General features: G+C 59.9%; 25 protein-coding genes, 2 tRNA genes and 1 pseudogene. 14 read left to right on the top strand and 14 right to left on the bottom strand.

What is annotated here, in order from left to right; all coding sequences use genetic code 11:
• Positions 1–123: 123 nt before the first annotated feature.
• Positions 124–1,443, bottom strand: coding sequence for a tRNA (N6-isopentenyl adenosine(37)-C2)-methylthiotransferase MiaB (gene miaB / locus PRI8871_RS14055; RefSeq protein WP_108886871.1), 1,320 nt, complete (start codon positions 1,441–1,443; stop codon positions 124–126).
• 115 nt (positions 1,444–1,558) lie between these two features.
• Here miaB and PRI8871_RS14050 point away from each other — a divergent pair, with 115 nt between their 5' ends.
• The gene (locus PRI8871_RS14050; RefSeq protein ID WP_108886955.1) at positions 1,559–2,428 is read left to right on the top strand and encodes a glycosyltransferase family protein; all 870 of its coding nucleotides are present in this window, start codon (positions 1,559–1,561) and stop codon (positions 2,426–2,428) included.
• A gap of 17 nt (positions 2,429–2,445) precedes the next feature.
• Here the strand turns inward: PRI8871_RS14050 and PRI8871_RS14045 are convergent, their stop codons facing one another.
• From PRI8871_RS14045 to PRI8871_RS14030, 4 genes are read right to left on the bottom strand one after another with little or no spacing between them, the layout of a single operon-like run.
• A complete protein-coding gene (locus PRI8871_RS14045; RefSeq protein ID WP_108886870.1) occupies positions 2,446–3,033 on the bottom strand; it encodes a DedA family protein in 588 nt (195 codons plus the stop codon).
• Positions 3,026–3,379 (bottom strand): hypothetical protein, encoded by a 354-nt coding sequence (locus PRI8871_RS14040; RefSeq protein WP_108886869.1) that lies wholly within the window; start codon positions 3,377–3,379, stop codon positions 3,026–3,028. The genes PRI8871_RS14045 and PRI8871_RS14040 overlap by 8 nt, the downstream gene beginning before the upstream one ends.
• A 3-nt stretch (positions 3,380–3,382) precedes the next feature.
• Positions 3,383–4,171 carry an enoyl-ACP reductase FabI gene (locus tag PRI8871_RS14035; protein ID WP_108886868.1) on the bottom strand — a complete coding sequence of 263 codons (789 nt, stop codon included), beginning with the start codon at positions 4,169–4,171 and terminating at the stop codon, positions 3,383–3,385.
• A gap of 46 nt (positions 4,172–4,217) precedes the next feature.
• Positions 4,218–4,673 carry a MarR family winged helix-turn-helix transcriptional regulator gene (locus PRI8871_RS14030; protein ID WP_108886867.1) on the bottom strand — a complete coding sequence of 152 codons (456 nt, stop codon included), beginning with the start codon at positions 4,671–4,673 and terminating at the stop codon, positions 4,218–4,220.
• Positions 4,674–4,741: 68 nt separating this feature from the next.
• Between PRI8871_RS14030 and PRI8871_RS14025 the strand changes: the two genes are divergently transcribed.
• Positions 4,742–5,305: a hypothetical protein gene (locus PRI8871_RS14025; protein ID WP_146188691.1), complete on the top strand. Its 564-nt coding sequence runs from the start codon at positions 4,742–4,744 to the stop codon at positions 5,303–5,305.
• A 6-nt stretch (positions 5,306–5,311) separates the two neighbouring features.
• Here the strand turns inward: PRI8871_RS14025 and fabB are convergent, their stop codons facing one another.
• From fabB to fabA, 3 genes are all read right to left on the bottom strand, one after another.
• Positions 5,312–6,541 (bottom strand): beta-ketoacyl-ACP synthase I, encoded by a 1,230-nt coding sequence (fabB, locus tag PRI8871_RS14020; protein ID WP_108886865.1) that lies wholly within the window; start codon positions 6,539–6,541, stop codon positions 5,312–5,314.
• 173 nt (positions 6,542–6,714) lie between these two features.
• The gene (locus PRI8871_RS14015) at positions 6,715–7,833 is read right to left on the bottom strand and encodes a type I restriction enzyme HsdR N-terminal domain-containing protein (RefSeq protein WP_108886864.1); all 1,119 of its coding nucleotides are present in this window, start codon (positions 7,831–7,833) and stop codon (positions 6,715–6,717) included.
• 203 nt (positions 7,834–8,036) lie between these two features.
• The gene (fabA, locus tag PRI8871_RS14010) at positions 8,037–8,546 is read right to left on the bottom strand and encodes a bifunctional 3-hydroxydecanoyl-ACP dehydratase/trans-2-decenoyl-ACP isomerase (protein WP_108886863.1); all 510 of its coding nucleotides are present in this window, start codon (positions 8,544–8,546) and stop codon (positions 8,037–8,039) included.
• Positions 8,547–8,717: 171 nt separating this feature from the next.
• On the opposite strand from fabA, the gene irrA reads away from it, so the two are divergent.
• Together irrA and PRI8871_RS14000 are read left to right on the top strand one after the other, a co-directional pair.
• Entirely contained in the window at positions 8,718–9,134 is a 417-nt protein-coding gene (gene irrA, locus PRI8871_RS14005) for an iron response transcriptional regulator IrrA (RefSeq protein ID WP_108886862.1), read from the top strand.
• Positions 9,135–9,189: 55 nt separating this feature from the next.
• Positions 9,190–9,266: transfer RNA gene (locus tag PRI8871_RS14000), tRNA-Arg, on the top strand.
• Between the two features lie 429 nt (positions 9,267–9,695).
• Here the strand turns inward: PRI8871_RS14000 and PRI8871_RS20010 are convergent.
• From PRI8871_RS20010 to PRI8871_RS13990, 3 genes and pseudogenes are all read right to left on the bottom strand, one after another.
• Positions 9,696–9,794 (bottom strand): annotated as a pseudogene (locus PRI8871_RS20010) (IS5 family transposase); the annotation flags it as partial.
• Between the two features lie 19 nt (positions 9,795–9,813).
• Positions 9,814–10,569, bottom strand: a complete 756-nt coding sequence (locus PRI8871_RS13995) for a sugar phosphate isomerase/epimerase family protein (RefSeq protein WP_245897873.1) — start codon at positions 10,567–10,569, stop codon at positions 9,814–9,816.
• 56 nt (positions 10,570–10,625) lie between these two features.
• Entirely contained in the window at positions 10,626–12,302 is a 1,677-nt protein-coding gene (locus tag PRI8871_RS13990) for an FAD-dependent oxidoreductase (RefSeq protein WP_108886861.1), read from the bottom strand.
• 103 nt (positions 12,303–12,405) lie between these two features.
• On the opposite strand from PRI8871_RS13990, the gene PRI8871_RS13985 reads away from it, so the two are divergent.
• The 6 genes from PRI8871_RS13985 (at position 12,406) to PRI8871_RS19820 (ending at position 17,718) form a co-directional block, all read left to right on the top strand.
• Positions 12,406–13,350, top strand: coding sequence for a LysR family transcriptional regulator (locus PRI8871_RS13985; protein WP_108886860.1), 945 nt, complete (start codon positions 12,406–12,408; stop codon positions 13,348–13,350).
• A gap of 129 nt (positions 13,351–13,479) precedes the next feature.
• Positions 13,480–14,481 (top strand): tripartite tricarboxylate transporter substrate binding protein, encoded by a 1,002-nt coding sequence (locus PRI8871_RS13980; RefSeq protein WP_108886859.1) that lies wholly within the window; start codon positions 13,480–13,482, stop codon positions 14,479–14,481.
• A 106-nt stretch (positions 14,482–14,587) separates the two neighbouring features.
• A complete protein-coding gene (locus PRI8871_RS13975; protein WP_108886858.1) occupies positions 14,588–15,160 on the top strand; it encodes a tripartite tricarboxylate transporter TctB family protein in 573 nt (190 codons plus the stop codon).
• Positions 15,157–16,659, top strand: coding sequence for a tripartite tricarboxylate transporter permease (locus PRI8871_RS13970; RefSeq protein WP_108886857.1), 1,503 nt, complete (start codon positions 15,157–15,159; stop codon positions 16,657–16,659). Before PRI8871_RS13975 ends, PRI8871_RS13970 begins: the two co-directional genes overlap by 4 nt.
• A 4-nt stretch (positions 16,660–16,663) precedes the next feature.
• On the top strand, positions 16,664–17,497 hold the full coding sequence (locus tag PRI8871_RS13965) for a shikimate dehydrogenase family protein (RefSeq protein WP_108886856.1): 834 nt from the start codon (positions 16,664–16,666) through the stop codon (positions 17,495–17,497).
• Between the two features lie 35 nt (positions 17,498–17,532).
• Entirely contained in the window at positions 17,533–17,718 is a 186-nt protein-coding gene (locus tag PRI8871_RS19820; RefSeq protein WP_219929027.1) for a hypothetical protein, read from the top strand.
• A gap of 269 nt (positions 17,719–17,987) precedes the next feature.
• Here PRI8871_RS19820 and PRI8871_RS13955 read toward each other — a convergent pair whose 3' ends face one another.
• From PRI8871_RS13955 to PRI8871_RS13940, 3 genes are all read right to left on the bottom strand, one after another.
• Positions 17,988–18,323, bottom strand: coding sequence for a hypothetical protein (locus tag PRI8871_RS13955; protein WP_146188690.1), 336 nt, complete (start codon positions 18,321–18,323; stop codon positions 17,988–17,990).
• Positions 18,324–18,836: 513 nt separating this feature from the next.
• Entirely contained in the window at positions 18,837–19,811 is a 975-nt protein-coding gene (locus PRI8871_RS13945; protein WP_108886852.1) for an aldo/keto reductase, read from the bottom strand.
• Positions 19,812–19,960: 149 nt separating this feature from the next.
• A tRNA-Thr gene (locus PRI8871_RS13940) sits at positions 19,961–20,035 on the bottom strand.
• Positions 20,036–20,133: 98 nt separating this feature from the next.
• On the opposite strand from PRI8871_RS13940, the gene PRI8871_RS19635 reads away from it, so the two are divergent.
• The 4 genes from PRI8871_RS19635 to PRI8871_RS13925 all read left to right on the top strand — a co-directional run bounded on the left by PRI8871_RS19635 (position 20,134) and on the right by PRI8871_RS13925 (position 23,375).
• Entirely contained in the window at positions 20,134–20,292 is a 159-nt protein-coding gene (locus PRI8871_RS19635) for a hypothetical protein (RefSeq protein ID WP_181389473.1), read from the top strand.
• A gap of 5 nt (positions 20,293–20,297) precedes the next feature.
• Positions 20,298–21,566 carry a UDP-N-acetylglucosamine 1-carboxyvinyltransferase gene (gene murA / locus PRI8871_RS13935; RefSeq protein WP_108886851.1) on the top strand — a complete coding sequence of 423 codons (1,269 nt, stop codon included), beginning with the start codon at positions 20,298–20,300 and terminating at the stop codon, positions 21,564–21,566.
• The gene (locus tag PRI8871_RS13930; protein WP_108886850.1) at positions 21,563–22,042 is read left to right on the top strand and encodes a DUF2948 family protein; all 480 of its coding nucleotides are present in this window, start codon (positions 21,563–21,565) and stop codon (positions 22,040–22,042) included. The genes murA and PRI8871_RS13930 overlap by 4 nt, the downstream gene beginning before the upstream one ends.
• 94 nt (positions 22,043–22,136) lie before the next feature.
• Complete coding sequence (locus PRI8871_RS13925; RefSeq protein WP_108886849.1) at positions 22,137–23,375, top strand: aspartate kinase; 1,239 nt, start codon at positions 22,137–22,139, stop codon at positions 23,373–23,375.
• Positions 23,376–23,401 lie beyond the last annotated feature (26 nt).

The raw sequence follows: 23,401 nt of genomic DNA, 5'->3' as shown, positions 1-23,401 counted from the left end.
CTGACTATCTATAACCGGCAGATTAACAAACGAAACGCCCGTGTGAAGCAAAAACCACCACATCTTGTGGTATGTTGTTGCTTTGAACCGAATTTGCAGCACCGAAAGCCGGTGCCGTGCGGCTCAGATCAATTCGCCTTTCAGCGAGTTGGGGCCGCTTTCGACGATTTTCACCTGTCGCAGTTCGCCCGGCACCACGCCCTCGGCGGCCACATGCACCGCATGCAGGTAGTCGGATTTGCCCACCATTTGCCCCGGAAGACGGCCCGTCTTTTCGAACAGAACGCCGACGGTTTTGCCAACCATCGCGTCTTGCAACCGGCGCTGCTGTTCGGTCAGAAGCCCCTGAAGCCGTTGCAAACGTTCGTCTTTTACGTCCTCCGGCAGTTGCGCACGCTCTGCCGCCGGGGTGCCGGGGCGGGTGGAGTATTTGAAGCTGAAGGCCGAGCCATATTCGACGCGGCGGATCAAATCGAGCGTATCTTCGAAATCCTGATCGGTCTCTTCGGGGAAGCCGACGATAAAATCGCCCGACAGGTGCAAGTCGGGGCGGGCATCGCGCATACGGTCAATCAGGCGGAAATAGTCGTCGCGCGTGTGCGACCGGTTCATGCGCTTCAGAATGCGGTCACTGCCCGATTGCACCGGCAAATGCAGATAGGGCATCAGCTTATCGCAGGTGCCATGCGCCTCGATCAAGGCGTCGTCCATGTCATTGGGGTGGCTGGTGGTAAAGCGGATGCGGGCCAGCCCGTCGATTTCGCTCAGAGCCCAGATCAGGCGCGCAAGCCCCCAATCGCCGCCCTCGCCCGCGCCGTGATAGGCGTTGACGTTCTGGCCCAGCAGCGTGATTTCGCGCACGCCACGTTCGACCAGATCTCGGGCTTCATCCAGGATGCGGCCAGCCGGGCGGCTGACTTCGGCGCCGCGGGTGTAGGGCACCACGCAAAAAGCGCAGAACTTATCGCAGCCCTCTTGCACCGTCAGAAAGGCCGACGGGCCGCGCTTGGCCTTGGGGCGGCTTTTCAGCTTTTCGAACTTGTCTTCCTCAGGGAAATCCGTGTCGAGCGCTTTGACGCCCTGCCCCGCCTTCGCCTCCATTTCGGGCAGGCGGTGATAGCTTTGGGGGCCGACGACCAAATCGACCAGCGGCTGACGGCGCATGATCTCTTCGCCCTCGGCCTGTGCAACGCAGCCCGCCACGCCGATCTTCAGATCGGGCTTGGCCGCCTTCAGCCCCTTGTACCGTCCCAGTTCGGAATACACCTTCTCAGCCGCTTTTTCGCGGATGTGGCAGGTGTTCAGCAGGATCATATCGGCATCATCGGGGCTTTGTGTTTCCACATAGCCCTGCCCGCCAAGCGCTTCGGCCATACGTTCGCTGTCATAGACGTTCATCTGACAGCCATAGGTCTTGATAAATAGCTTCTTGGGCTCAGTCATCGCGCGGCTCCGGGTCTGGGGTCAGGTCGCGGCAATACCGCAAAACCGCCCCTGCTTGCAATGCGAAGAAGATTGTTCGATTCTGGCACGACCCAAACAGGCCGATAGCGAGTCGATGCAGTACACGTCTCTGTCAGATTTTTTCAACAATGGCCTGTCCCAATTGCCATCCGGGCCGGTCGCGCTGATCTTTGCCGAGGATGAGGTTGAGATCGAAGCAACCGTGCGCCACCACCTGCTATGCGGGTTTGACGCGATCGTGCTGATGATGCCCGAACGGTTTCGCCTGAACAGCACCGCCACTGAGCTTGTGTCACGCGTCAATGTCGAAACCGCCGCCGATGGCGCCGTCCCCGAGGCGGTAAATGCCATCATCCAGCATATGCCCGGACGGTGGCTCTATTACTGCTACAACACCGAATTTCTGTTCTACCCGTTCTGCGAGACGCGCTCGATCAGCGAAATGCTGGCCTTTCATGAACAGGAACGCCGCGACGCGATGATCGCCTATGTGGTGGACCTGTACGCGCGGGATCTGAAAAACGCGACCTTCGGCGTCAATGTCAGCGAAGCCTACATGGACAGCGTTGGGTATTACGCCCTCGCCCGCCCCGATCCGGCCAACCACAACCACCCAAAGGAACGGCAGCTTGATTTCTTTGGCGGCCTGCGCTGGCGGTTCGAAGAACATGTCCCCCAGTCGCGCCGCAAAATCGACCGGGTGGCGCTGTTCAAGGCCAAGCCGGGGCTACGGCTGCTGGACGATCACACGTTCAACGATCAGGAATATAACACTTACGCCTGCCCGTGGCATAGCAATCTGACATCGGCCATCGTCAGTTTCCGCACCGCAAAAGCGCTAAAGCTCAATCCGGGGTCAAACGACGCCATCCAATCCTTCGTCTGGCGCGAGTCGACCGAATTCGACTGGAGTTCGCGCAAGCTGATGGATCTGGGTCTGATGGACCCGGCGCAGTGGTTCTAAGCTGCGGGGACCATTGGTTAGTGCGGGCGCTTGCGGAACAGCATGCTGCCCAACACGATTGCCACGGCCCCTGCCGCCAACATGCCCGCCACATCCGATGCCAGTTCAGCGACAAGAACGATCTGACCGGCAAACATCCATCCCAGTCCGACATAGACAACCACCCAGACGGATTCGCCTGTCACGCTGCCAAGGGTGAAATGCGGCCAAGGCATCCGCATCGCCCCGCCAAGGAAGTTCACGTAAGGGCCAAGCGGGCTCAGCAGCCAGCGGGTCAGGAACACGGTGATCGCGCCCTTGCGGCCCAGCATCGCCTCGGCCCGGCGGATGGGTTCGGCGGCGGATCTGCGGCGGCGCAACCGATCAACCAAAGGTGCCCCGCCCCTGCGGCCAATCACAAACCCCGTCTGATCGCCGGCAATCGCACCGATATAGGCCGCACCAGCTGAGCCGACCAAGCTCAGATCGCCCGACGCTGCAAAGGCCCCGCCCGCCAACATCATCAAGGACGACGGCATCGGCACTGCCAAACAAGACAGGTAGGTCGCAACCAACAGGATCCACGCGCCATAAAGCGGCACCATGGCAAAAAGGGCGTCAGTCATGCTTGGACCGGAACACCGCGATTGCGATTTCAAGCTTCTGGATCAAGTCTTCGACCGGAACGCCGCGCAGATCGGCCAGTTCGTCCAATGATCCGACTTTGGGCGTATCTTTGGTCAGGTCCAAAGCGTTGAAAACCACCTCTTTGGGGACGTGCCACGAATGGCCCACAAACCCCGGCGTCATCCATGCCTCGATCTTTTGGTCGCGGAACTTTGGATCATCCCACCGGGTCGAATGCATGAAGAACCGTGCGCCAAAGACCACCAGCACCGCAACGGCCAGCCCAAAGGCCAGTGCCAGCAACGGCTTGCGCCGGACCGAGGTTATGATCCGGCGCAGCGCCATATCTTACAGGTTCTCGTATTGCGGCAGGCCCAGTACGTGGAAGCCGCCATCGACGCGCAGGATCTCGCCCGTGGTGCAGGCGCCCGCGTCGGAAATCAGGTGAACTGCCGTGCCGCCCACCGCCTCAAGCGTTGCGTTCGACCGCAACGGCGCGTTCATGTCGGTGTGTTTATACGTCTTGCGCGCGCCGCCAATCGCCGCCCCCGCCAAGGTCTTCATCGGACCGGGCGAGATGGCGTTGACGCGGATGCCTTCCGGCCCAAGATCGTTGGCCAGATAGCGCGTCGCGCTTTCCAGCGCCGCCTTGGCAATGCCCATCACGTTGTAATTCGGCGTCACGCGGGTGGATCCCATGTAGGTCAGCGTCAGCAACGTGCCGCCGTTGTCCTTCATCATCGGATAGGCGCGGCGCGCCACGTCGATGAAGCTAAAGCAGGAAATATCCAGCGAATTCTTAAAGTTGTCGCGGCTGGTGTTCAGCACACGCCCCGTCAGTTCGTTCTTGTCGGAATAGGCGATGGCATGCACGAGGAAATCCATCGTGTCCCACCGTTCGTTCAACTGGGCAAAGGCCGCATCAAGCGACGCGTCATCCGTCACATCGACATCGACCATAAAATCGCTGCCAACGGACGTCGCCAGCGGCTCCAGCCGTTTGCCGAAGGCTTCGCCTTGATAGGTGAAGGCCAGTTCCGCGCCAGCCTCGGCGCAGGCCTTTGCAATGCCCCAAGCGATGGACCGCTCATTGGCCACGCCCATCACCAAACCCCGTTTGCCCTTAAGCGAATGCATATGAAATCCTCGCGCTTTCTAATGCGTTGGGTAGGCTGTTTTGCCCTCAATCGTCAACCCGGCGATTGGAGTCCAGAAACTGACCGAACCGGGTCAAGCCTTCGGTAAAGGCCTGCAAGTCCTCGGGCGACCAGCCCGCCAGAAAGGCGCCAAGCTCTGGGAACAGCCCGCGTTGCACCTGCATCAGAAAGGCGCGGCCCTGATCCGTCGCCTCGGCCCGCCGGGTGCGGCGGTCTTGCGCGTCGGCCACCATATGCACCCAGCCCGCCCCTTCGAACTTAACCATCATCTTGGTCACAGCCGGCTGCCCCACGCCCACCGCCTGCGCGATATCCGTCACGCGCTGCGGCTCAGACCGGCGCGCCAGATGCGAAAGCACCGACAATTGCGCCGTGGTCAGCCCGTGATCTGCCAGCCGCACCTGCATGGCCGATTGAAACAGATCCGAGGCAATGCCGAACCGCGTCAGCGCGGCCATCACATTTGGGTTGGGAGGGGGCATTCAAACTCCTTGACTTCCATTCCGCGGAATGTAGATTATATTCCATGGAATACAAATTGGTAGATCACATGACTTTCTTGAACATCCTGACAAAGCTGCCCCTTTTGGCGCACGCCGCCGCAACCGTCGCCGCCTTCGTCGCGTTCAACCAGATCAAGGCCCGGCTAGATGCGCTATACGCCGCCAGCCGCCACCCCGTGGACTATGCCACCGGGCAAACAACCTTCGACGCTGGCAAGATCAAATCCTACTACGCCCAGATGCAAGATTTCGGCACGCTGGATATCTACGCCGCGACCCAACGCTTTGATTTCTTGTTCATTCTGTCGATGGCAGCATTCGGTGGTTGCCTTGCGACGCTGGTCGCGCGGGCATCGCGCCCCGGCACGATCGGGCGGAATCTGGGCCTTGCCGCAGGCATCAGCCTGCTGACCGGATGCGTGATGGATGTCTTGGAAAACCTGATCAGCTTTGCTCTGCTGGCCAACCCGCAGGGGTTTGCCGATTGGCTGGCCCTGCCCTATTCGGCCTTCGCCGCACTCAAGTTCGCGGCAATCACGCTGGCCATGGGGATGGTCCTGGCCAGTGCCGTGTTCGCAGTGGTCGCGCGGCTGACCCGCCGCACGACCTGAAGGCAATCAGCCCAGATACTTGGACAGCAACATGGACCCGTTGGTACCACCAAACCCGAAGGAGTTGGTCATCACCGTGTCCAGACCTGCGTTTTCGACCAGCGCAGTGGCGATTTCAGACGCATCCAGCGCCGGGTCCAGCGTTTCGACGTTGATCGACGGCGTGATGAAATCATTGTCCAGCATCAGCAGGCAGAAGATCGCCTCAAGCGCACCGGCTGCGCCCTGCGCGTGACCAGTCATCGACTTGGTCGAGCTGATCGGCGGGGTGTTGCCCTTGCCAAAGACGCGGCGCACGGCTTCAACCTCCCCCACGTCACCGACCGGGGTCGAGGTGCCATGCGCGTTGATATAGCCCACTTTGCGGCCTTCCGGCAGGGTTTCCAGCGCCAGGCGCATCGCACGTTCGCCGCCCTCGCCCGAGGGAGCGACCATGTCATGACCGTCCGAGGTGGCAGCAAAGCCCGTCACTTCGGCATAGATCTTGGCACCGCGCGCCCTGGCATGCTCCAGCTCTTCCAGCACGACAATGCCGCCGCCGCCCGAGATCACGAACCCGTCGCGGCCACCGTCAAACGCGCGCGAGGCTTTTTCCGGCGTGTCGTTGTACTTGCTGCTCATGGCGCCCATGGCATCGAACAGGCAGGACAGCGTCCAATCCAGTTCCTCGCCGCCGCCCGCGAACATCACATCCTGCTTGCCCAGCATGATCTGCTCCGCCGCGTTGCCGATGCAATGCAGCGAGGTCGAGCAAGCCGAGGTGATCGAATAGTTGATGCCCTTGATCTTATAGGCCGTCGCAAGGTTGGCCGAGATGGTCGAGGACATACATTTCGGCACAGCAAACGGCCCAATGCGCTTGGTCGCGCCGGTGTTGGCCACAACCTGATGCGCGGCCAGCATCGCGCTGGTGGACGGACCGCCCGACCCGGCCACAAGACCCGTGCGCGGATTGACGATATCGGCCTCCTCCAGACCGGCATCGGCAATGGCCTGCCCCATGGCGATATGAGCATAAGCCGCACCCGCGCCCATGAAACGCAGCGTACGCTTGTCCACATGGGCCGCCAGATCAATGTCGATCTGCCCCGACACCTGACTGCGGAAGCCATGCTCCACCATGCTCTCATCGGCACGAATGCCCGATTTGCCAGCCTTCAGCGATGCAACAACTTCATCTGCGTTGTTGCCAATGGACGAGACGATGCCCAGCCCGGTTACGACCACACGGCGCATGGCGTCCTCCTTTACTAGTTTGCCGACTACTTAGGGCAATGAGGCAGGGCGGCGCAAGGTGATTGGGGTGGAGGTGGGTTGCCGGATGGGGAGCAAATCTCCAACCATCGTGCAGAATGACATAGAGACTGTTCGCTTTTTCTCAACGATCAGCCTTAGGGAACCAATTAGGACTATGCGTCGACTTGAAGCTCAAAAGTGCCGGCCATATCCATCTCAAGTCGAAAGGGCTTCTGGAGAGGAAAAGATATCTCTTGGTCAGAAAACGCTATATACTCCCCTGCCATTACACCTTCGTTATAATGCATAGCCACTTTGATGAACATACTGCCAACGACATCGCCTTCCATTTCCACGACTTCGCCAAAGAGTTTCGGCAGTAATGTACCACGAAAAACTGTGAAGTCCTTCACGGATTCAAAGATCGTCGGACTGTTGGAATCGGTGGATATAAATTCGTCGGCAGTGGCAAAATTTGCCTTGTTTATGCCCATGATTGCCATGGCGGCCCGATTGTGAACCGTGACTCCTGCGAACTCAACACGAGCATAGATTTTGCCATCATCACCGCGTTCAGCAATACCATCAGACACCCGCATTTCAAAAGAGGTTTTCAGCAATTCAATGTACGCTTCAGCTTCGGCAAACCCTGAAAGAGTTTCACGCGCCAAACCGGTGTAGTCTTGACCTTCAACAATGATCCTTACGTCATGCTCAGAAAGTAAATAGCGGCCAGACCGAACCCGAGCAGAAGACCCCAACCCATCTGCTAGCTTGAGTTTCGTATCATACTCGACACGGCAGTTGCGCGCGAGGTTTTGGGGAGCCAGCACATTTTCCAGTTCGAAAAATCGAGCATTCAAGCTTTGCAAAGGCAACCTTACAATGGGCGCAGCATCCGGGCCGGAAAGGGTTTCATAGACTACAAGTTCGCTTCCATTCCCAAGCATAAAAAAGTTCGCCCCCACTTGAGCATGGGCAGCGTATGAGTGCGCCTGTTCTACTTCCCTTGACGTGATCGGCACATTGCCTGCCTTGGCTTCGACCACGAAGCTACCTCGAGCTCCTTTGACCCCCGCGCGATAGTCAGGATACCCTAGAGGCAGATCCTTTTTAGAACGCCGTCCGATGTGAAGATAAGGATATTCAAGCTTTTCCTCTAATTTCAAATAAGTGTTTTCAGCATCGGGATAGCCTAACATTCGAACGACTGGATCAATCACATGGAATCGAATTTCCGCTTCATTAAAGCCAAGAGCCGCAGCGACAGTAGAATCTGAAATCAGCATCATATTTTATTTCCAGCATTTAACCATCTTGCAACCAAGAGAGTTAAAACTACGAAATGTAGTTCATCTCAAGTAAAAAATTCTTTTGGTTAACTTTGCGGCGATTGTACTAGAACAGTCATCCGCTCATCTAGCAGCAGTCAAATAGGGCGACACAAAAAAAGGCCCGCAAGGGCCCTTTTCTTTTCTCACGGTGACCGCACTCATCAGCTCTCGCTGAGCGCGACCTTCATGTCCTTAACCTGATAGATCACTTCGCCATCCGCCTCGACGATGCCGTCGGCGACGCCCATGGTCAGGCGGCGGGTTTGGATCGCTTTGGTGAAGTCGATCTTGTAGGTCAGCATCTTGCGGTTGGGGCGGACCATGCCGGTCAGTTTCACTTCGCCCACACCCAGCGCATAGCCACGCCCCTGCCAGCCGCGCCAGCCAAGGTTGAAGCCGGTCAGCTGCCACAGGCCGTCAAGGCCAAGGCATCCGGGCATGATCGGGTTGCCGGGGAAGTGGCAGTCAAAGAACCACAGGTCAGGCGTGATATCGAACTCGGCCAGAACGTGGCCTTTGCCATGCGCCCCGCCATCGGCGGAAATATCGGTGATCCGGTCCATCATCAGCATCGGCGGCGCGGGCAATTGCGCGTTGCCGGGGCCGAAAAGCTCGCCTCGGGCGCATTTCAGCAGGTCGTCCTTGGTGAAGCTGCTCGGATACTGGGCCATTCTGATGCCTCTCCTGATCGTGGAATTTCGGGTTTCGATCCCACTACCACCGCCAAAGCGCCCCATGCAAGCCTGCGGTTTTGCCGCAGTGGGGCGCTCTGCCGCAAAGCCAATTGAAATTTCCCTCAAGTCAGTCCTATATACAGTATGCAAACGAATGCGAACGAACCTATGTCGCCAGAAGCTCAGAACCGTGGAACCAAATGGCTAAACCGGGCCGGTGTGCGTCCGACGCGTCAGCGCGTGGCCTTGGCTGCCCTTCTGGTTGGCGATGGTCAGAACCGTCACGTCACCGCCGAAAGCCTGTTTGCCGCCGCTGCCGATGCGGGCGAACGGGTGTCGCTGGCCACGGTCTACAACACGCTGCGGGCCTTCTGTGAGGTCGGTTTGATGCAGGAAATCACCGTGGACGGGTCGAAAAGCTATTTCGACACCAACACCCACGACCATCCGCATTTCTTCTGGGAAGACGATGGCCGACTGTCCGACGCCCCGGCGGACCAGCTGACAATCTCCAACCTGCCCGAAGCGCCCGAAGGCACCGAAATCGCCTCGGTTGAGGTAGTGATCCGTCTGCGGAAAATCTGATCCCCGCATTTTGCCTTTGAACCCGTCAAAACCTGAGGCTATGACGGGCGCGTGCGGTCCCTTAGCTCAACTGGATAGAGCAGCTGACTTCTAATCAGCAGGTTGAGGGTTCGAGTCCTTCAGGGATCGCCACCGAACCTCAGAGAATCAATAACTTTCCGGTGTTTCCCCTGCGCCGGACGACACGGTGGGTAAGCGTGTCCGTGTGAACACTGAACTGGCTCGCCAGCTCGGCCACCGTCTGCTACCCCACCAGGGGTTCAAGCGGGACCTTCGCCTTGAACTCGGGCGCGTGTTGTTTCTGTCTCGACATCGATGATCTCCTTCTCGTCGAAGATCCGCGGACAACAAAATCGCAGCTTAGTCAGTGTCCGAGTTTCGGAGGGCAGCACAGTATTTCAAACAGCAAACAAGCCAAGAACAGGAACGTCTCATATACGTCTTCGGCTTCGCCGACGTTGCCGCTTGAGGGCACTTTGGTTCGGTAGAAGTACGGTTTCCAATGGGTTTTGGCTGCCTGAGCCGCTGTTTCGCCGATTTTCCTCAGCGCCCCCTCATGCCGCGGGGCTTCATGCGACCAAACTGGCGCTTGAGAATCTGGAACGGGTGCTCAACCTTGGCCCGCACCTTGGCGATTACCCGGTTGAACTGCTCGTCGAGCTAATGCAGTGCGATGCCCTCATGAGTCTATGGACTTGAGGAAATCCCGAACGGCATCACCAGTCTCTTTGATCAATTCCGGGCCTCCAACGGCGTGCATGGTTTTTGTCCGGGGCACTTCGATACCCAATGGCAAATCCGCCGGTAGCGCTCGGAGGTAGGCGGTCAGATCTATTTGACCGGTGCCCGGCAAAAGACGCTCCTCGCGGGCAGCGAACAGTAGTTCGGCTTCATTGTAGTGGGGGCGAACTGGTGCATCGCACAGGTGGGCAAAGCGCAGGCGCTCGGGCGGCAGTTCGGCCAACGTGATATGTGATGACCCGGAGCGGTCGAAATGAAGGCTGTCGGGCAACACGCCGATATTCGGCCCGGCTTGCGACACCAGCGCCAGCGCATCATCGACGGTACGAATGTCGGTCCACGGAAAGAACTCAAGCACAACGCCAAGCCCGCGCGCCCCTGCAGCTTCGGACAGGCGCCCCAGTTTGTCGGCCATGCGCGCATGGTCGGGGTCGTAAGGAGCGGTGATCACTTCCCTGGCACACAGTTCGGCCCCGATGTCGAGAAATGGCAAAAGCGACTCGACCTGCGTGTCCGGCGTGAGGCGCACGAATTCGATGTCATGCACCTGCACACCCGTTGCCCGCATGGCTGCATGTGTTTCGCGCAGCATCCTGGCATTCTGCCAAAGCGGATACCCCGGCGTCGTCGCGGTCACCTGCAAAAGCCGCAGGCCAACCGCGTCAAATCCGCCTGTAGCGGCGGCTTCGATCAACGCTGGAGGAGCGAGGTCAATGGCGGTCAGATGAGCGAGAGAGAGCAAGCGCAAAATCAAACTCCTGCCGCGGCATGTCTGGCGGCGATAAATCCAAAGGTCAATGCGGGGCCCAAATTGATGCCACCCGCCGGATAGTGCCCGCCCATGACAGACGCCATGTCAGTGCCTGCAGCATAAAGGCCGGGAATTGGTTCGCCTTCGGCGGCCAGCACGCGGGCGCTGCCGTCTGTCTGCAATCCGGCAAAAGTGCCGAAGCTGCCCGGCACCACCTTCACGGCATAGAACGGGCCGGTTTCGATGGGGGCATTGCAGGGGTTGGGCGCCATGTCCGGGTCACCTTGCAGGCGCATGTAGGGTGTCGTCCCGCGCCCGAAAGCCGGGTCTTCGCCCAACCGTGCACCCGCGTTGTAGGCTTCAAGTGTCCGAACCAGCCCAGTCGGATCGATGCCGCAGGCCTTGGCCAGCGCCTCGGGCGTGTCTGCGCGGGTCATATAGCCGTTCTTGACCCAAGGCCCAAGCGGCACCGGCGCAGGGCGAACGATACCCAGCCCGTAGCGGCGGATAAAGCGGTGATCGCAGATCAACCAGCTTTCGACGGGCATTCCATCGGGCACCGCCACCAGCATGTCGCGCACGAAGTCATGATAGCCCAGCCCCTCGTTGGTGAAGCGCTGCCCGCTCGCCAGTACGCCGATCACGCCCGGTTTGCCGCGGTCAATGATGTGCGGGAATATCCCGGTCGAACCATCGGCAAAGGGCACGCGCGAGACTGGGCACCAAGCGCCAGGGCTGGCCAGAGTCATCGCCTGATGTCCGCCAGCACTTTCCCCCAATCGCAGCCCGTCGCCGGTGGCATGGGGCAGCGCAAGGGACAGGTGGTTCTCGGGGCGGGGGAACTGGTCCCGCCGCATCATGTCATGTGGAAAGCCGCCAGCCGCCAGCACGACGCCCCGTTTGGCGTTGACCTGAACGGCACCGCCCGGCCCCGACAGCGTTGCGCCAACAACCGCGCTTTTGTCGAAGGTCAGATCCGCCGCCGCATGCCCCGGCAGCAGCACCACGCCCTGATCCAGCGCCGAACGCAGCAGCCGGGCCGCCAAAGCATTGCCATTGCGCAACTGCATCCCGCGCCCGAAACGCGCCAGTTCAAACACGTGCCGCCCAAGGCGTTTTGCCACGTGCAGCGCCGACCCGACAGACCGGGTCGCCGTCATGAAGGCGCGAAGATCGGGTCCGGCTTGAATCGTCATGCCCCAGAAGGTCGTTTCGCGCATCGGCTTGCGCAACAGCTGTATTGCATCACCAAGATCGCGAGCATCATATGGTTGCGCGATGACGGACCGGCCGCCCATCCCCGCGCCCGGCAATTGGCTGTAGGTGTCCGGGATTTTTGCACCACAGTCGAAGCTCAGTGCAGTCTTGTCTTCGAAGAAACCCACCATCTGCGGTGCGGCGTTCAGAAAGGCATCGACAAGCTCGGCGTTGAAGGTGTCCCCCAACACGGTCTCAAGGTAGCGGCGCGGCTCTGACGGGTCTTCGACGATGCCATGGCGATGCGCGACGGGATTGCATGGCGCCCAGATCCAGCCGCCGGACCACGCGGTCGTGCCGCCGAGGGTCGCGGATTTCTCTGCCACGATGACACGTAGGCCGTGATGCGCCGCCGTCACCGCCGCCGCCAACCCGGCCGCGCCCGAGCCGATCACCAGCAGATCACAATCCAAGTCCATACCAATCCCCCTAATCTGCGCGTAAATTCGCGAGGCTGAGGGATAACGTCAAATACTTGTTTTTCTCTATGTATAACGTCATGGTAATTCGAGGGAGGCGCCTATGGCCGAAATGACTTTGCGGCAGATCGAAGTTATCCGCGCCGTCATGATGACCGGCACGATCAACGGTGCTGCGCAGATGTTAAATGTTTCGGCCCCCGGTATCAGTCGTCTGGTCAAGCACACCGAAGAAAGCCTTGGCATCCGCCTGTTTGAACGCAAATCTGGCCTTTTCATCCCCTCGATCGAGGCGTCCAAGGTCTTTGACCAGCTACGCGAGGTCTACAAGGGCATCGAGAACCTGCAACAGGCGGTGGGTGCGTTGCAAAAAGGCGAAGAGGTGCGGCTGTCCTGCGCCTCAGCGCCGTCAGTGGCGCAGTTCATCGCCGCGCGGGTGATGAAGCAGGTGCGGTCCCGCTATGCCGACCTGTTCATAGACCTCAACATCCTCAAGATCGAAGAGACCTTGGACTACCTGCTGTTGGAACGCGGCGAATTCGTGATCATGAGTTCACCCGTGGCCAATGCTGCGGTCGAGAATGACAAGATCGCCGAGGGACGTCTGGTAGCAATCATGCCAGAGGGTCATGTCCTCGCGGCTGAGGCCGAGGTGTCCGTGCATGACCTGATGAATCATCCGGTGATCGGGCTGGAACCCGCAGATCCCTATGGTCGCCTTCTGGCGCAACCTTTCGAACAAGAAGGGCTGAGCGTGCAACACGCAATGCGCGGGCGGTTTGCACAGACGCTGGTCAGCTTTGTCCGGCACGGTCTGGGGGTTGCAGTGATCGACGAATTTTCGGTGGCCGAGGTTTACATGCCCGGGGTTATCCGCCGCCCGCTGAAAGAAGAAACGCAAGTCGGCATCTACGTTGTGCGCAAAAAGGGCCGCGTGCTGTCGGGCTTTGCCGAATATACCATCGCACAGTTCCGGCGCGAACTGTTCAAGGCGATCGAGGATGGACCCTCGTTGCAGGGCGGCATCACGGCCCCTGCCAAAAAATAACCTCAAGTTAACCATACGCAAATCTGGGTATTTGACGTTAAAGCGTGAAATCGGGCAGTTTGCCGGTCATCGTCTCCTGTCGGGAGGTACCCGACTACGGGGACAGGGACACGCTTGAGGGAGGATACCATGAAGCGCATTCTGATGGGCGCCGCTGCGGCGCTTGCACTGACGACCGGCATGGCTTTTGCCGAATACCCCGAAAAGGAAATCCAGGGCATCATCCAGTGGGGCGCCGGCGGTTCGACCGATACCGTGATGCGCTCTGTGACGCCCCATGCCGAGGAAGTCCTCGGCGGCACGGTCGTCATGCAGAACATGACCGGCGCGGTCGGCGCGATCGCGCTGAACTACGTCGCGGACGCCGACGCCGACGGCTACACCGTGCTGATGGGCGCGGAAAACCCGATGCTCTACAAGATCATGGGTCTTGGCGACAAGGATTACTCCGAATTCGTTCCGGTGAACATCCTCGCCCGCGGCACGCCGCTGCTCGTCGCCAACAACGACGCGCCCTTCAACACCTATTCCGAGATGATCGCCTATGTGAAAGAGCATCCGGGCGAGGTCCGCTTCGGGTCCACCGGCCCCGGCGGTCTGCCGTCGGTCGTGACCGCGATGGTCGAGGCGGTCGAGGGTGATCTCGACGTGATCTTCGTTCCCTACGACGGTGACGGCCCGGCGCTGACCGGTCTGCAGGGTGGCGCGATCGACGTTATGCCCGCCGTTCTCGGCGCAGCCATCGAAGGCGTGAAGGCCGGCAACATGAAGGCGCTCGGCGTCGTTGATGTGGCCGAGAGCGACAAGCTCCCCGGCGTCGAAGCCGTGGCCGCAGTCAACCCTGGCTACAATACCTACCTGCCCTGGGGTCCGTTCTTCGGGGTCTTCGTCAAAAAGGGCGCGCCCGATGACGTGGTCGCCAAGCTGACGGACGCCTACGCGCAAGCCGCGACGAACGCCGACTTTACCGCCCTGATGGACGGACGCGGCTTCACCTTGATGAACATCTCGGGCGCGGAGGCGGAAGCCTTCCTGACGAAGTGGCAGCAGGGCACCGCATGGCTGCTTCAGGACGCCGGCATGACCAAATCTTCCCCGGAAGACTTCGGCATCGCCCGTCCGGCACAATAAGCCACACTCCCTGTCGGGCTTGACCCGAAGCACGACTGGGGTGCCGCATTCGAAGGAGTGCGGCACCCTTCTTGTAAAAAAGATACACACCTGGGAGGAGGGGCCCATGCGCATCGACCCGGACCATCACGACGGCACTTCGGATGCCACCCCCGGCGGCGAGCCGGACAAGCGACGTCCGGGCGAGCTGCTCTTTGCCGCCTTCCTGACGCTCGCAAGCCTCGTCCTCGTCCGGGATGCTTGGGGGATCGAAAATTCCTTCGGCCCCAACGGCCTGTCATCGCCGCGCTCGATTCCGCTGGCGACGACCACCGTCATGGCGCTCAGCGCCGGGCTCGTGCTCTTCAAGACGGCCCGTCTGCCGCTCGATCGGACAGAGACGATCCTGAAGGACATCCTACCCTGGACCGTGACACTCTTCGCCGCGCTTCTCGTTGCCTACGGCATGGCGCTCAAGACGCTCGGCTTCCTGCCGGTCTCGGCGCTGTTCCTGATCGTCGCGATCAAGGTACTCAGCAAGCGCTCGTGGGGCTGGACCATCGGCATCGCTTTTTTTGCCCTTCTCGTGATCTGGCTGGTCTTCCGCATTGTCTTTTCCGTGCTCATGCCCTCCGGCATCGTGCCCGAGGCGGAACTGATCCAGGTCTTCCGCTCGCTTTTCGCAGGAGGTGACGCATGAGTTCCGTCCTAGACATGTTCATGGTGCTGACCCAGCCCGAGCTTCTGCTGCTCGTCGGTGTCGGCACCTTCGCCGGGGTCTACATCGGGGCAATCCCCGGGCTGTCGGTGACGATGGCAGTCTCGATCCTGATCTCCTTCACCTTCAGCTGGGACGTCTACCCGGCGATCTCGCTGATGATCGGCATCTACATGGGCGGGGTCTATGGCGGGTCGCGCACGGCGATCCTACTCAACATCCCCGGCGCGCCCTCTGCCATCGCCACCGCGCTCGACGGCTATCCCTTGGCACTGCGCGGCGAGGCAGGCACGGCGATCGGCGTGACCACGGTGATGAGCTTCTTCGGCGGCTTCATCGGCATCGGCGTGCTAGCGCTAGCCGCGCCCTTGGTCTCCGACTTCGCCCTGAAGTTCCAGCCGCGCGACTACATGCTGCTGGCGATCCTCGGCATCCTGCTGGTCGGCTCGCTGTCACAGGGCAGCCTGGTCAAGGGCATCTTCGCCGGGGCGCTCGGCATTGCCATCGGCGCGGTGGGCCGCGATCCGCTGACCTTCACCGAGCGTTTCACCTTCGATTTCCAGCTCCTCAACGGCGGCATCTCCTTCATCGCAGTGATGATCGGCATGTTCGGCGTCTCCGAGGCGCTCCTGCAACTGCATCATATCGACAAGGATGCGGTGCGGCAGAAGATCACCCGCATCGTGCCGTCGCTGGCCACGGTGAAGAAGCACCTGCCGCTTTCGCTCCAGACCTCTTCCATCGGCGTCATCATTGGCGCGCTGCCGGGCACCGGTGGCGACATTGCGGCGCTGATGGCCTATGACCATGCCAAGCGCGTCACCAAGAACCCCGAGCGGCCTTTCGGCGAGGGCGCGATGGAAGGGCTGGTTGCCCCCGAGACCGCGAACAACGCCGCCGTGGGCGGGGCCTTCATTCCGATGATGACCCTCGGCATTCCGGGCGACGCGGTGACGGCGATCATGATCGGCGCGCTGTTCATCCACGGACTGAACCCCGGCCCGATGCTGATGATCGAGCAGCCGCACATGTTCTGGTTCATCGTCGGTGCGCTGATTACTGCGAACTTCTTCATGCTGCTCTTCGGCCTCACGGGCATCAAGCTCTTCACGAAGATCGTGGAAATGCCGCGCTCCGTGCTGATCCCGCTCATCATGCTCCTGAGCATTGTCGGCGCTTTCGCGGTCAACAACGCGATCACCGACGTTTACTGGATGCTGGCCTTCGGGGTTTTCGGTTACTTCATGCGGCACTATGGCTATCCGCTCGGCCCGGTGATCCTTGGCGTGATCCTGTCGCGTCTTCTGGACGACAACTGGCGCCGTGCGATCATTTCCGAACGTGAAGAACTTGGCCGGTTTTTCTGGGGCATCCTAACCAGCCCGCTCAGCCTGACGCTATTCATTGCGGTGATCCTTGTCTTCGTCTCGCAGACGCCAGTCTGGCGCTGGGGCAAATCCAAGTTGTTCAAGGAAAACTAGGACCATGATAGACCTGCATCTGGGCCTGATCGGGGACAACATCGCCCGCTCGCGCTCGCCGCTGCTGCATCGGTTGGCCGGCGAACAGAACGGCATTACCGTACAATATGACCGGTTGATCCCGCGTGATTTAGGGCAGGACTTTGACGCGGTATTCGACCAATGCCCGACTCTTGGGTTTCGCGGAATCAACGTAACCTATCCCTACAAGGAACGCGCGGCGGCAAAGGTGTCGGTGGACGATCCACTGGTCCGGGCCATTGGCGCGGTCAATACGGTGCTGTTCGACGCGGATGGGCCGAAGGGGTTCAACACCGATTATACCGGTTTCATAGCAGCCTATCAGGGGGCTCGGACCGGTGCGCCGGGTGTGTGCTGCCTGATTGGTACGGGCGGTGTTGGTCGCGCGCTTGCCTTTGGGTTGATCCGACTTGAGGCCAAGGAAATTCGTCTGATCGACCGAGACCCGGCCAAAACTGAGGCACTCGCCTCGGACTTGCGCGCCGTCACCGGCACAACCCTCATCACCACATATACTGATGTGGTGACCGCAGCGCAGGGTGCTCAGGGCCTGCTGAACGGCACGCCCGTCGGTATGGTCGGCTATGATGGAACACCCCTGCCCGCCGAAGCGATGCAGGGCGCCGAATGGGTGTTTGACGCGGTCTATACGCCGATCGACACGCAGTTCCTGACGGACGCAACCGACCAGGGTCTGGACATCATTTCGGGCTACGAGCTGTTCTTCTGGCAAGGTGTTCACGCGTGGCAGTTCTTCTCGGGGGGCGCGCCTTTGAACTCGGTCGCGCTTCGGCAAGCGCTGGAGGCGACGCCTTAAGGACCTCGATCGCCACCGTGTACATCTCAGGCACATTGCGCGAGAAACTTACCGCCATTGCGAAGCCGGGTTTTGACAGCATTAAGATCTTCGAGCAGGATTTCATTGTAGACGAGGGCTGTGATCACGAAATTCCCGCGATAATCCGTGACCATGCGGGGTTGCCTCGCGATCCGTACGGTCGCGCCTTCGACCGGGCGCGCTACAAGTTCGCATCATGAAGGAGTGGGTACAGAGCGTATCCTGATCTGTTCCACCTGCCAGCCGCAAGCGGTGGGCAGCATAGACCGCAGCGCGACCAACGTCACGCGCGCGGTTGCGGCCAAGGGCTATGGCGACTGGACCAGTCTAGGAAATTTCAATGACCAACTCAGAAGCGGTCACACCGAATGGCTTGCGCCCGACGGGCACCGCTCGCTCGTTGCAGTGACGGACCACGTCTCGGATTCACGGGCCTTCGCCTTGTTTTTCGTCGAAGATGGGGCATTGATTATCGTCCGATCACCGACGTGCCCACGAACCGAAGGACCGCCGCACCCAAGCCGAAATCTGGGAAATGATCATCAAGTAGACCAACATGACCGCTGTCGTTGGCATTCATTTCGACGAGTGCCAGCACGTACTCCCTGAGACCGGGCACCAGACGGACCAACAGATTCTGGATGGTTTGACGATCCTCTTGAAAGAGACCCATTGGCCCCTGATGTTGATCTTGACAGGAATTCCAAGCCTCGCCCTTTGAGCTGCCAAATAGGAACAACGGGATTTCCTTCTGCGGACAGTGTTTTTTGAGGGTATCGACCTCAATCGACCATCCGATTTGCAAGAGATGGTCCAGCTGGTTTGCTCCTACGCCAGCAGGGCAATTGTCGGCGCCAAGCCACTTGCAACGAGAGACTTGATGGACAGGCTTGCCTTCGCAGGTTGCGATCGCCGGGGCTTGGTAATCGAACTAATCATCGTGGCATTCATCGGCTGGCAGCTTGCCAGCTAGGAAGTCTGCTCGATTGACAGGTTTTCCAAACCGTTCGCAGAAATGTACTCCATGCCGGCCGGGTTGCCACCTTCCACAATGCCGGACCACCGGGGCAGCTTTGATCACAAGTCGTTGCTGAAAGCGCTTGCAGATCAAAAGGCGCGGTAGACAGCTCGTTCAAAGTAACGCCCCCACCACGTTCGGCCTTAGCAGCAGGCCCCCTTTGGAGGGCCTTAACTTTTGGTTCGTTTTGGCCGGGTGCGCATGCTTTCGCCCTCACCAGTGCAGGCGGCGTCAATTCTTTATTATTGAACAAACCCTTATGACTATTTCAACCTGAGCACATTGCTTTAGCGCGCACACTTATGCCCCGTCGGCATCCGGCTTATAAACGCGGTTCGCCTCGGGGTCTTCTGGGGCAAAGGGCAAGGCCATCAGCGCATCCCACACCATTTCCGGCACACGGGCCTTGGCGGCCTCAAGCGTTTGCGCCACCCGTTCAGGTTTCGAAACGCCCACGATGGTTGAGGTGATGCGCGGATCGCGCAGCGAGAATTGCAAGGCCGCGACCAAGGGCGGAATGCCGTATTGGGCGCAGATCGCCTCCACCGCGCGAACCGGGGCAAGGGTCGCGTCATCAGCCTCTTGATAGGTCACGCGCGGCATCTCGGCCGATCCTTTGGCCAGCACCCCGCCCGCGAAAGGCGCGGCGTTCAGCACTGCGATGTCATTGTCATAGCAATAATCGAACAGCCCACTGGCCGACCGGTTGAGCAACGAAAACCGGTTGTGGCTGATGATCGCGTCGAAAGGACAGTCGCGCACGATGGGCTCCATGATATCCAGCCGGCCCATCGCCAGCCCCACCGCCTGCGCGACACCTTCGTCTTTCAGCTTGAACAATTCGTCCAGCGCCCCGCCCTCTTGCGTGATCTCGCTCAGATCGCGGGCATGTTCCGGGTCGTGCAGATGCAATAGCGGGATCGAGGTCAGACCCAGCCGCGTCAGGCTTTCTTCGACAGACTGGCGCACGCGGGCCGCATCAAAGCGCCCGGTTTTCATGTCCCGGTCCAGCTTGGTGGACAGAACGAATCCCTCGGGCAACCCGCCCCGTTCGCGGATCACCGCGCCGATGCGTTCCTCGCTGCGGCCAAATCCGTAATTGTTCGAGGTGTCCAGAAAATTCACCGGCCCATCGAACACCGCGCGCACGGTGGCACGGGCGCGGTCTTCGTCAACCGAATAGCCATAGGTGTCCGGCATATTCCCAAGACCCGAGGCCCCGAAGCATATTTCCGTCACCTCCAGATCGGTCAATCCCAAAGAATAGCGATGCATGCGCGCCTCCTGTTGTGCTGACCCAACAGTTTCGCGTGCGGCGGGCAAGGTCAAGCGCGATGCCGAATCAATGCATCGGCCAATTTGGATAAGCTAGACGCAACAATGAGTTAGAAGCGCTGCAACCATGAAAATAAGGGGGGTTTTGATGGTGCTGCTGGAGAGAATTGAACTCTCGACCTCTCCCTTACCAAGGGAGTGCTCTACCTCTGAGCTACAGCAGCGCCGGCACCGTCGTGGTGTGGGCGGGGATTTAGACTCAAACGAAACGGTGTGCAAGCGCAATCTGGACGGTTTTTTTCGCTTAAGTTACAGAAGGGCCATGGAGCAGAAATCCGATACACCGAAAAAGCCCGCTGAATCCCGCGAGGATCGCTTGAAAGCGGCCTTGAAGGCCAATCTGTCGCGTCGTAAGGCGCAGGCGCGGGCCCGTTCGGCTGGCAAAACGCCGCAAACGGATGAAACGACGGAAAAGGACTGACAGGCATGGATTCGATTCTCGTAACGGGCAATGGCCCGCTGAACGGACAAATTCCGATCGCTGGCGCCAAGAACGCTTGCCTGACGCTGATGCCCGCCACGCTATTGAGCGAAGAGCCGCTGACGCTGACCAATGCCCCGCGTCTGTCGGACATCAAGACGATGACCACCTTGCTGCAATCGCTGGGGGCCGAAGTGGCCGGTCTGCAAAACGGCAATGTGCTGGCTATGTCGAGCCACAACATCGACAACCACAAAGCCGACTATGACATCGTGCGCAAAATGCGCGCCTCTATTCTGGTGCTTGGCCCGATGCTGGCCCGTGACGGTCATGCGGTCGTATCGCTGCCCGGCGGCTGCGCGATTGGCGCGCGCCCGGTGGACCTGCACTTGAAGGCATTTGAAGCCATGGGCGCCCAGTTGGAGCTGAAAGACGGCTATGTCCACGCCAAAGCGCCCGGCGGCCTGAAAGGCGGGATCGTCGACTTCCCGTTCGTTTCGGTTGGGGCCACGGAAAACGCACTGATGGCGGCGACACTGGCCAAAGGCACGACCGTTCTGAAGAACGCCGCGCGTGAACCTGAAATCGTCGATCTGGCACATTGCCTGCGCAAGATGGGCGCGCAGATCGAAGGCGAAGGCACGTCGACCATCACCATTCAGGGCGTTGATCGTCTTGGCGGTGCAACCCATCCCGTTGTCACCGACCGGATCGAACTGGGCACCTATATGCTGGCCCCCGCGATCTGCGGCGGCGAGGTCGAATTGCTGGGCGGGCGCATCGATCTGGTAAAGGCCTTCTGCGAAAAGCTGGATGAGGCCGGCATTGACGTCACCGAGACCGAGCGCGGCCTGACCGTAAAACGCCGCGAAGACCGGGTAAAAGCCGTCAACGTGGTGACCGAACCCTTCCCCGGCTTCCCGACCGACCTTCAGGCGCAGTTCATGGCGCTGATGTGCACCGCGAATGGCACAGCGGTTCTGGAAGAAAAGATCTTTGAGAATCGCTTTATGCACGCGCCGGAACTGATCCGCATGGGTGCCAAGATCGACGTGCACGGCGGTCATGCCACTGTCACCGGGGTCGAACGCCTGAAAGGTGCGCCCGTGATGGCCACCGATCTGCGGGCCAGCGTGTCGCTTATTCTGGCCGGTCTGGCCGCCGAGGGCGAAACGGTCGTCAGCCGCGTCTATCACCTTGATCGCGGCTACGAACATGTCGAAGACAAACTTTCGGCAGTTGGGGCCAAGATCGAACGGGTTTCGGGCCAATGACCCAAGACGCGACATTCGAGGACGGCGGCGACCGCCCGCTGAACCTTGGGGCCTTTGATGCGGACGATCTGAAGGTGCTGTCGGCGCTGGCTCAGGACGGGGTGTTCAGCATCACCGACATGAGCTGGTCACCCGCCAAACGGCAGTTGGCCTTTTTGATCAACCGCCTGCGCCATGAGGATCTGGACTTGGCGACGCGCATGGGCCGCCCGGTTGAACGGGTGCGGTCGGTTCTGGTTGTGGACAATGTCGAAGCCGTCGCCAGTCAAGGCGTTGATCGCAGCGACAAGGACACGGTTCTGTCGATCCTGTCGATTGACTTCGAAGCGGGCGAGGACGCCGATGGCCATGTTCTGCTGACATTGGCGGGCGATGGCGCAATCCGCGCCCGCGTTGAGGCGTTGGAAGTCGCACTGCGCGATGTGACCCGCCCCTATGCAGCCCCATCCGGCAAGGCCCCCGACCACAAACTCTAATTGACTGGCAAGGCCGTGCGACACGCATGTCGCCTTGCCCTTGCCGCGGACTCCGCGTAAACCCCGCGCCCATACGACGCCCAAGGAAGACGACATGCCCGTACTGGTGATGAAATTCGGCGGAACCTCCGTCGCCAATCTGGATCGCATCCGCCGCGCAGCCAAACGCGTTGGCGTAGAGGTAGCCAAGGGCTACGACGTCATCGTCATCGTCTCGGCCATGTCGGGCAAGACGAATGAACTGGTTGGCTGGGTCAACGAAACCTCGCCGATGTATGACGCCCGCGAATATGACGCGGTTGTCAGCTCGGGCGAGAACGTGACCGCCGGTCTGATGGCGCTGACGCTTCAGGAAATGGAAATTCCGGCCCGCAGCTGGCAGGGTTGGCAAGTGCCGCTGAAAACCTCGTCGGCCCATGGCGCGGCGCGGATCGAAGAAATCCCGACCGACAACCTGAATTCGAAATTCGCCGAAGGCATGCGCGTGGCCGTGGTCGCGGGCTTCCAAGGCATCAGCGAAGAAGGCCGGATCACCACGTTGGGCCGTGGCGGCTCTGACACCACTGCCGTTGCCTTTGCGGCCGCCTTCGATGCGGAACGTTGCGACATTTATACCGATGTGGACGGCGTCTATACGACCGACCCGCGCATCTGCGAAAAAGCCCGCAAGCTCGATAAAATCGCGTTTGAGGAAATGCTGGAACTGGCCTCGCTCGGGGCAAAAGTGCTGCAAACCCGCTCGGTTGAACTGGCCATGCGCTACAAGGTTAAGCTGCGCGTCCTGTCCAGCTTTGAAGAACAAACTGACACAGCCGGCACCCTTGTCTGTGCCGAGGAGGATATCATGGAATCCAACGTCGTCTCTGGCATCGCCTATTCCCGCGATGAGGCCAAAATGACCCTCGTTTCGGTCGAAGACAAACCGGGCATCGCCGCCGCGATTTTTGGCCCGCTGTCGGATGCTGGCGTGAACGTCGATATGATCATCCAAAACATCGCCGAAAATGGCGTGACGGATATGACCTTCTCGTGCCCGACCGATCAGGTAGGCCGTGCCAAGAAGGCCCTGGAAACCGCCAAAGAAAAGGGCGTTCTGAACTTCCAGGAACTGGTGGCTGACACCAATGTCGCAAAGATTTCCGCCGTTGGCATCGGTATGCGTTCGCAATCAGGGGTTGCAGCCAAGATGTTTAAGACGCTTTCTGATGAAGGCGTCAATATCAAGGTAATTGCGACGTCGGAAATCAAGATTTCGGTGTTGGTTGACCGGAAATACATGGAACTTGCGGTTCAGGCGCTGCATGATGCGTTTGAACTTGAAAAGGCTGACTGACATCGCTGTCAGACCCGGCCTGTACA

The sequence above is a fragment of the Pseudoprimorskyibacter insulae genome (genome assembly GCF_900302505.1).
Lineage (GTDB): Bacteria > Pseudomonadota > Alphaproteobacteria > Rhodobacterales > Rhodobacteraceae > Pseudoprimorskyibacter > Pseudoprimorskyibacter insulae.
Note: the sequence above shows the minus strand (reverse complement) of the source record. Positions and strands in the feature narration are given on the sequence as shown.

Excerpts from the sequence above, each read along its gene's own strand:
- miaB (WP_108886871.1), bottom strand. The coding sequence starts at position 1,443 with ATGACTGAGCCCAAGAAGCTATTTATCAAGACCTATGGCTGTCAGATG.
- PRI8871_RS14050 (WP_108886955.1), top strand. The coding sequence starts at position 1,559 with ATGCAGTACACGTCTCTGTCAGATTTTTTCAACAATGGCCTGTCCCAA.
- PRI8871_RS14045 (WP_108886870.1), bottom strand. The coding sequence starts at position 3,033 with ATGACTGACGCCCTTTTTGCCATGGTGCCGCTTTATGGCGCGTGGATC.
- PRI8871_RS14040 (WP_108886869.1), bottom strand. The coding sequence starts at position 3,379 with ATGGCGCTGCGCCGGATCATAACCTCGGTCCGGCGCAAGCCGTTGCTG.
- PRI8871_RS14035 (WP_108886868.1), bottom strand. The coding sequence starts at position 4,171 with ATGCATTCGCTTAAGGGCAAACGGGGTTTGGTGATGGGCGTGGCCAAT.
- PRI8871_RS14030 (WP_108886867.1), bottom strand. The coding sequence starts at position 4,673 with ATGCCCCCTCCCAACCCAAATGTGATGGCCGCGCTGACGCGGTTCGGC.
- PRI8871_RS14025 (WP_146188691.1), top strand. The coding sequence starts at position 4,742 with ATGACTTTCTTGAACATCCTGACAAAGCTGCCCCTTTTGGCGCACGCC.
- fabB (WP_108886865.1), bottom strand. The coding sequence starts at position 6,541 with ATGCGCCGTGTGGTCGTAACCGGGCTGGGCATCGTCTCGTCCATTGGC.
- PRI8871_RS14015 (WP_108886864.1), bottom strand. The coding sequence starts at position 7,833 with ATGATGCTGATTTCAGATTCTACTGTCGCTGCGGCTCTTGGCTTTAAT.
- fabA (WP_108886863.1), bottom strand. The coding sequence starts at position 8,546 with ATGGCCCAGTATCCGAGCAGCTTCACCAAGGACGACCTGCTGAAATGC.
- irrA (WP_108886862.1), top strand. The coding sequence starts at position 8,718 with ATGTCGCCAGAAGCTCAGAACCGTGGAACCAAATGGCTAAACCGGGCC.
- PRI8871_RS13990 (WP_108886861.1), bottom strand. The coding sequence starts at position 12,302 with ATGGACTTGGATTGTGATCTGCTGGTGATCGGCTCGGGCGCGGCCGGG.
- PRI8871_RS13985 (WP_108886860.1), top strand. The coding sequence starts at position 12,406 with ATGGCCGAAATGACTTTGCGGCAGATCGAAGTTATCCGCGCCGTCATG.
- PRI8871_RS13980 (WP_108886859.1), top strand. The coding sequence starts at position 13,480 with ATGAAGCGCATTCTGATGGGCGCCGCTGCGGCGCTTGCACTGACGACC.
- PRI8871_RS13975 (WP_108886858.1), top strand. The coding sequence starts at position 14,588 with ATGCGCATCGACCCGGACCATCACGACGGCACTTCGGATGCCACCCCC.
- PRI8871_RS13970 (WP_108886857.1), top strand. The coding sequence starts at position 15,157 with ATGAGTTCCGTCCTAGACATGTTCATGGTGCTGACCCAGCCCGAGCTT.
- PRI8871_RS13965 (WP_108886856.1), top strand. The coding sequence starts at position 16,664 with ATGATAGACCTGCATCTGGGCCTGATCGGGGACAACATCGCCCGCTCG.
- PRI8871_RS13945 (WP_108886852.1), bottom strand. The coding sequence starts at position 19,811 with ATGCATCGCTATTCTTTGGGATTGACCGATCTGGAGGTGACGGAAATA.
- PRI8871_RS19635 (WP_181389473.1), top strand. The coding sequence starts at position 20,134 with ATGGAGCAGAAATCCGATACACCGAAAAAGCCCGCTGAATCCCGCGAG.
- murA (WP_108886851.1), top strand. The coding sequence starts at position 20,298 with ATGGATTCGATTCTCGTAACGGGCAATGGCCCGCTGAACGGACAAATT.
- PRI8871_RS13930 (WP_108886850.1), top strand. The coding sequence starts at position 21,563 with ATGACCCAAGACGCGACATTCGAGGACGGCGGCGACCGCCCGCTGAAC.
- PRI8871_RS13925 (WP_108886849.1), top strand. The coding sequence starts at position 22,137 with ATGCCCGTACTGGTGATGAAATTCGGCGGAACCTCCGTCGCCAATCTG.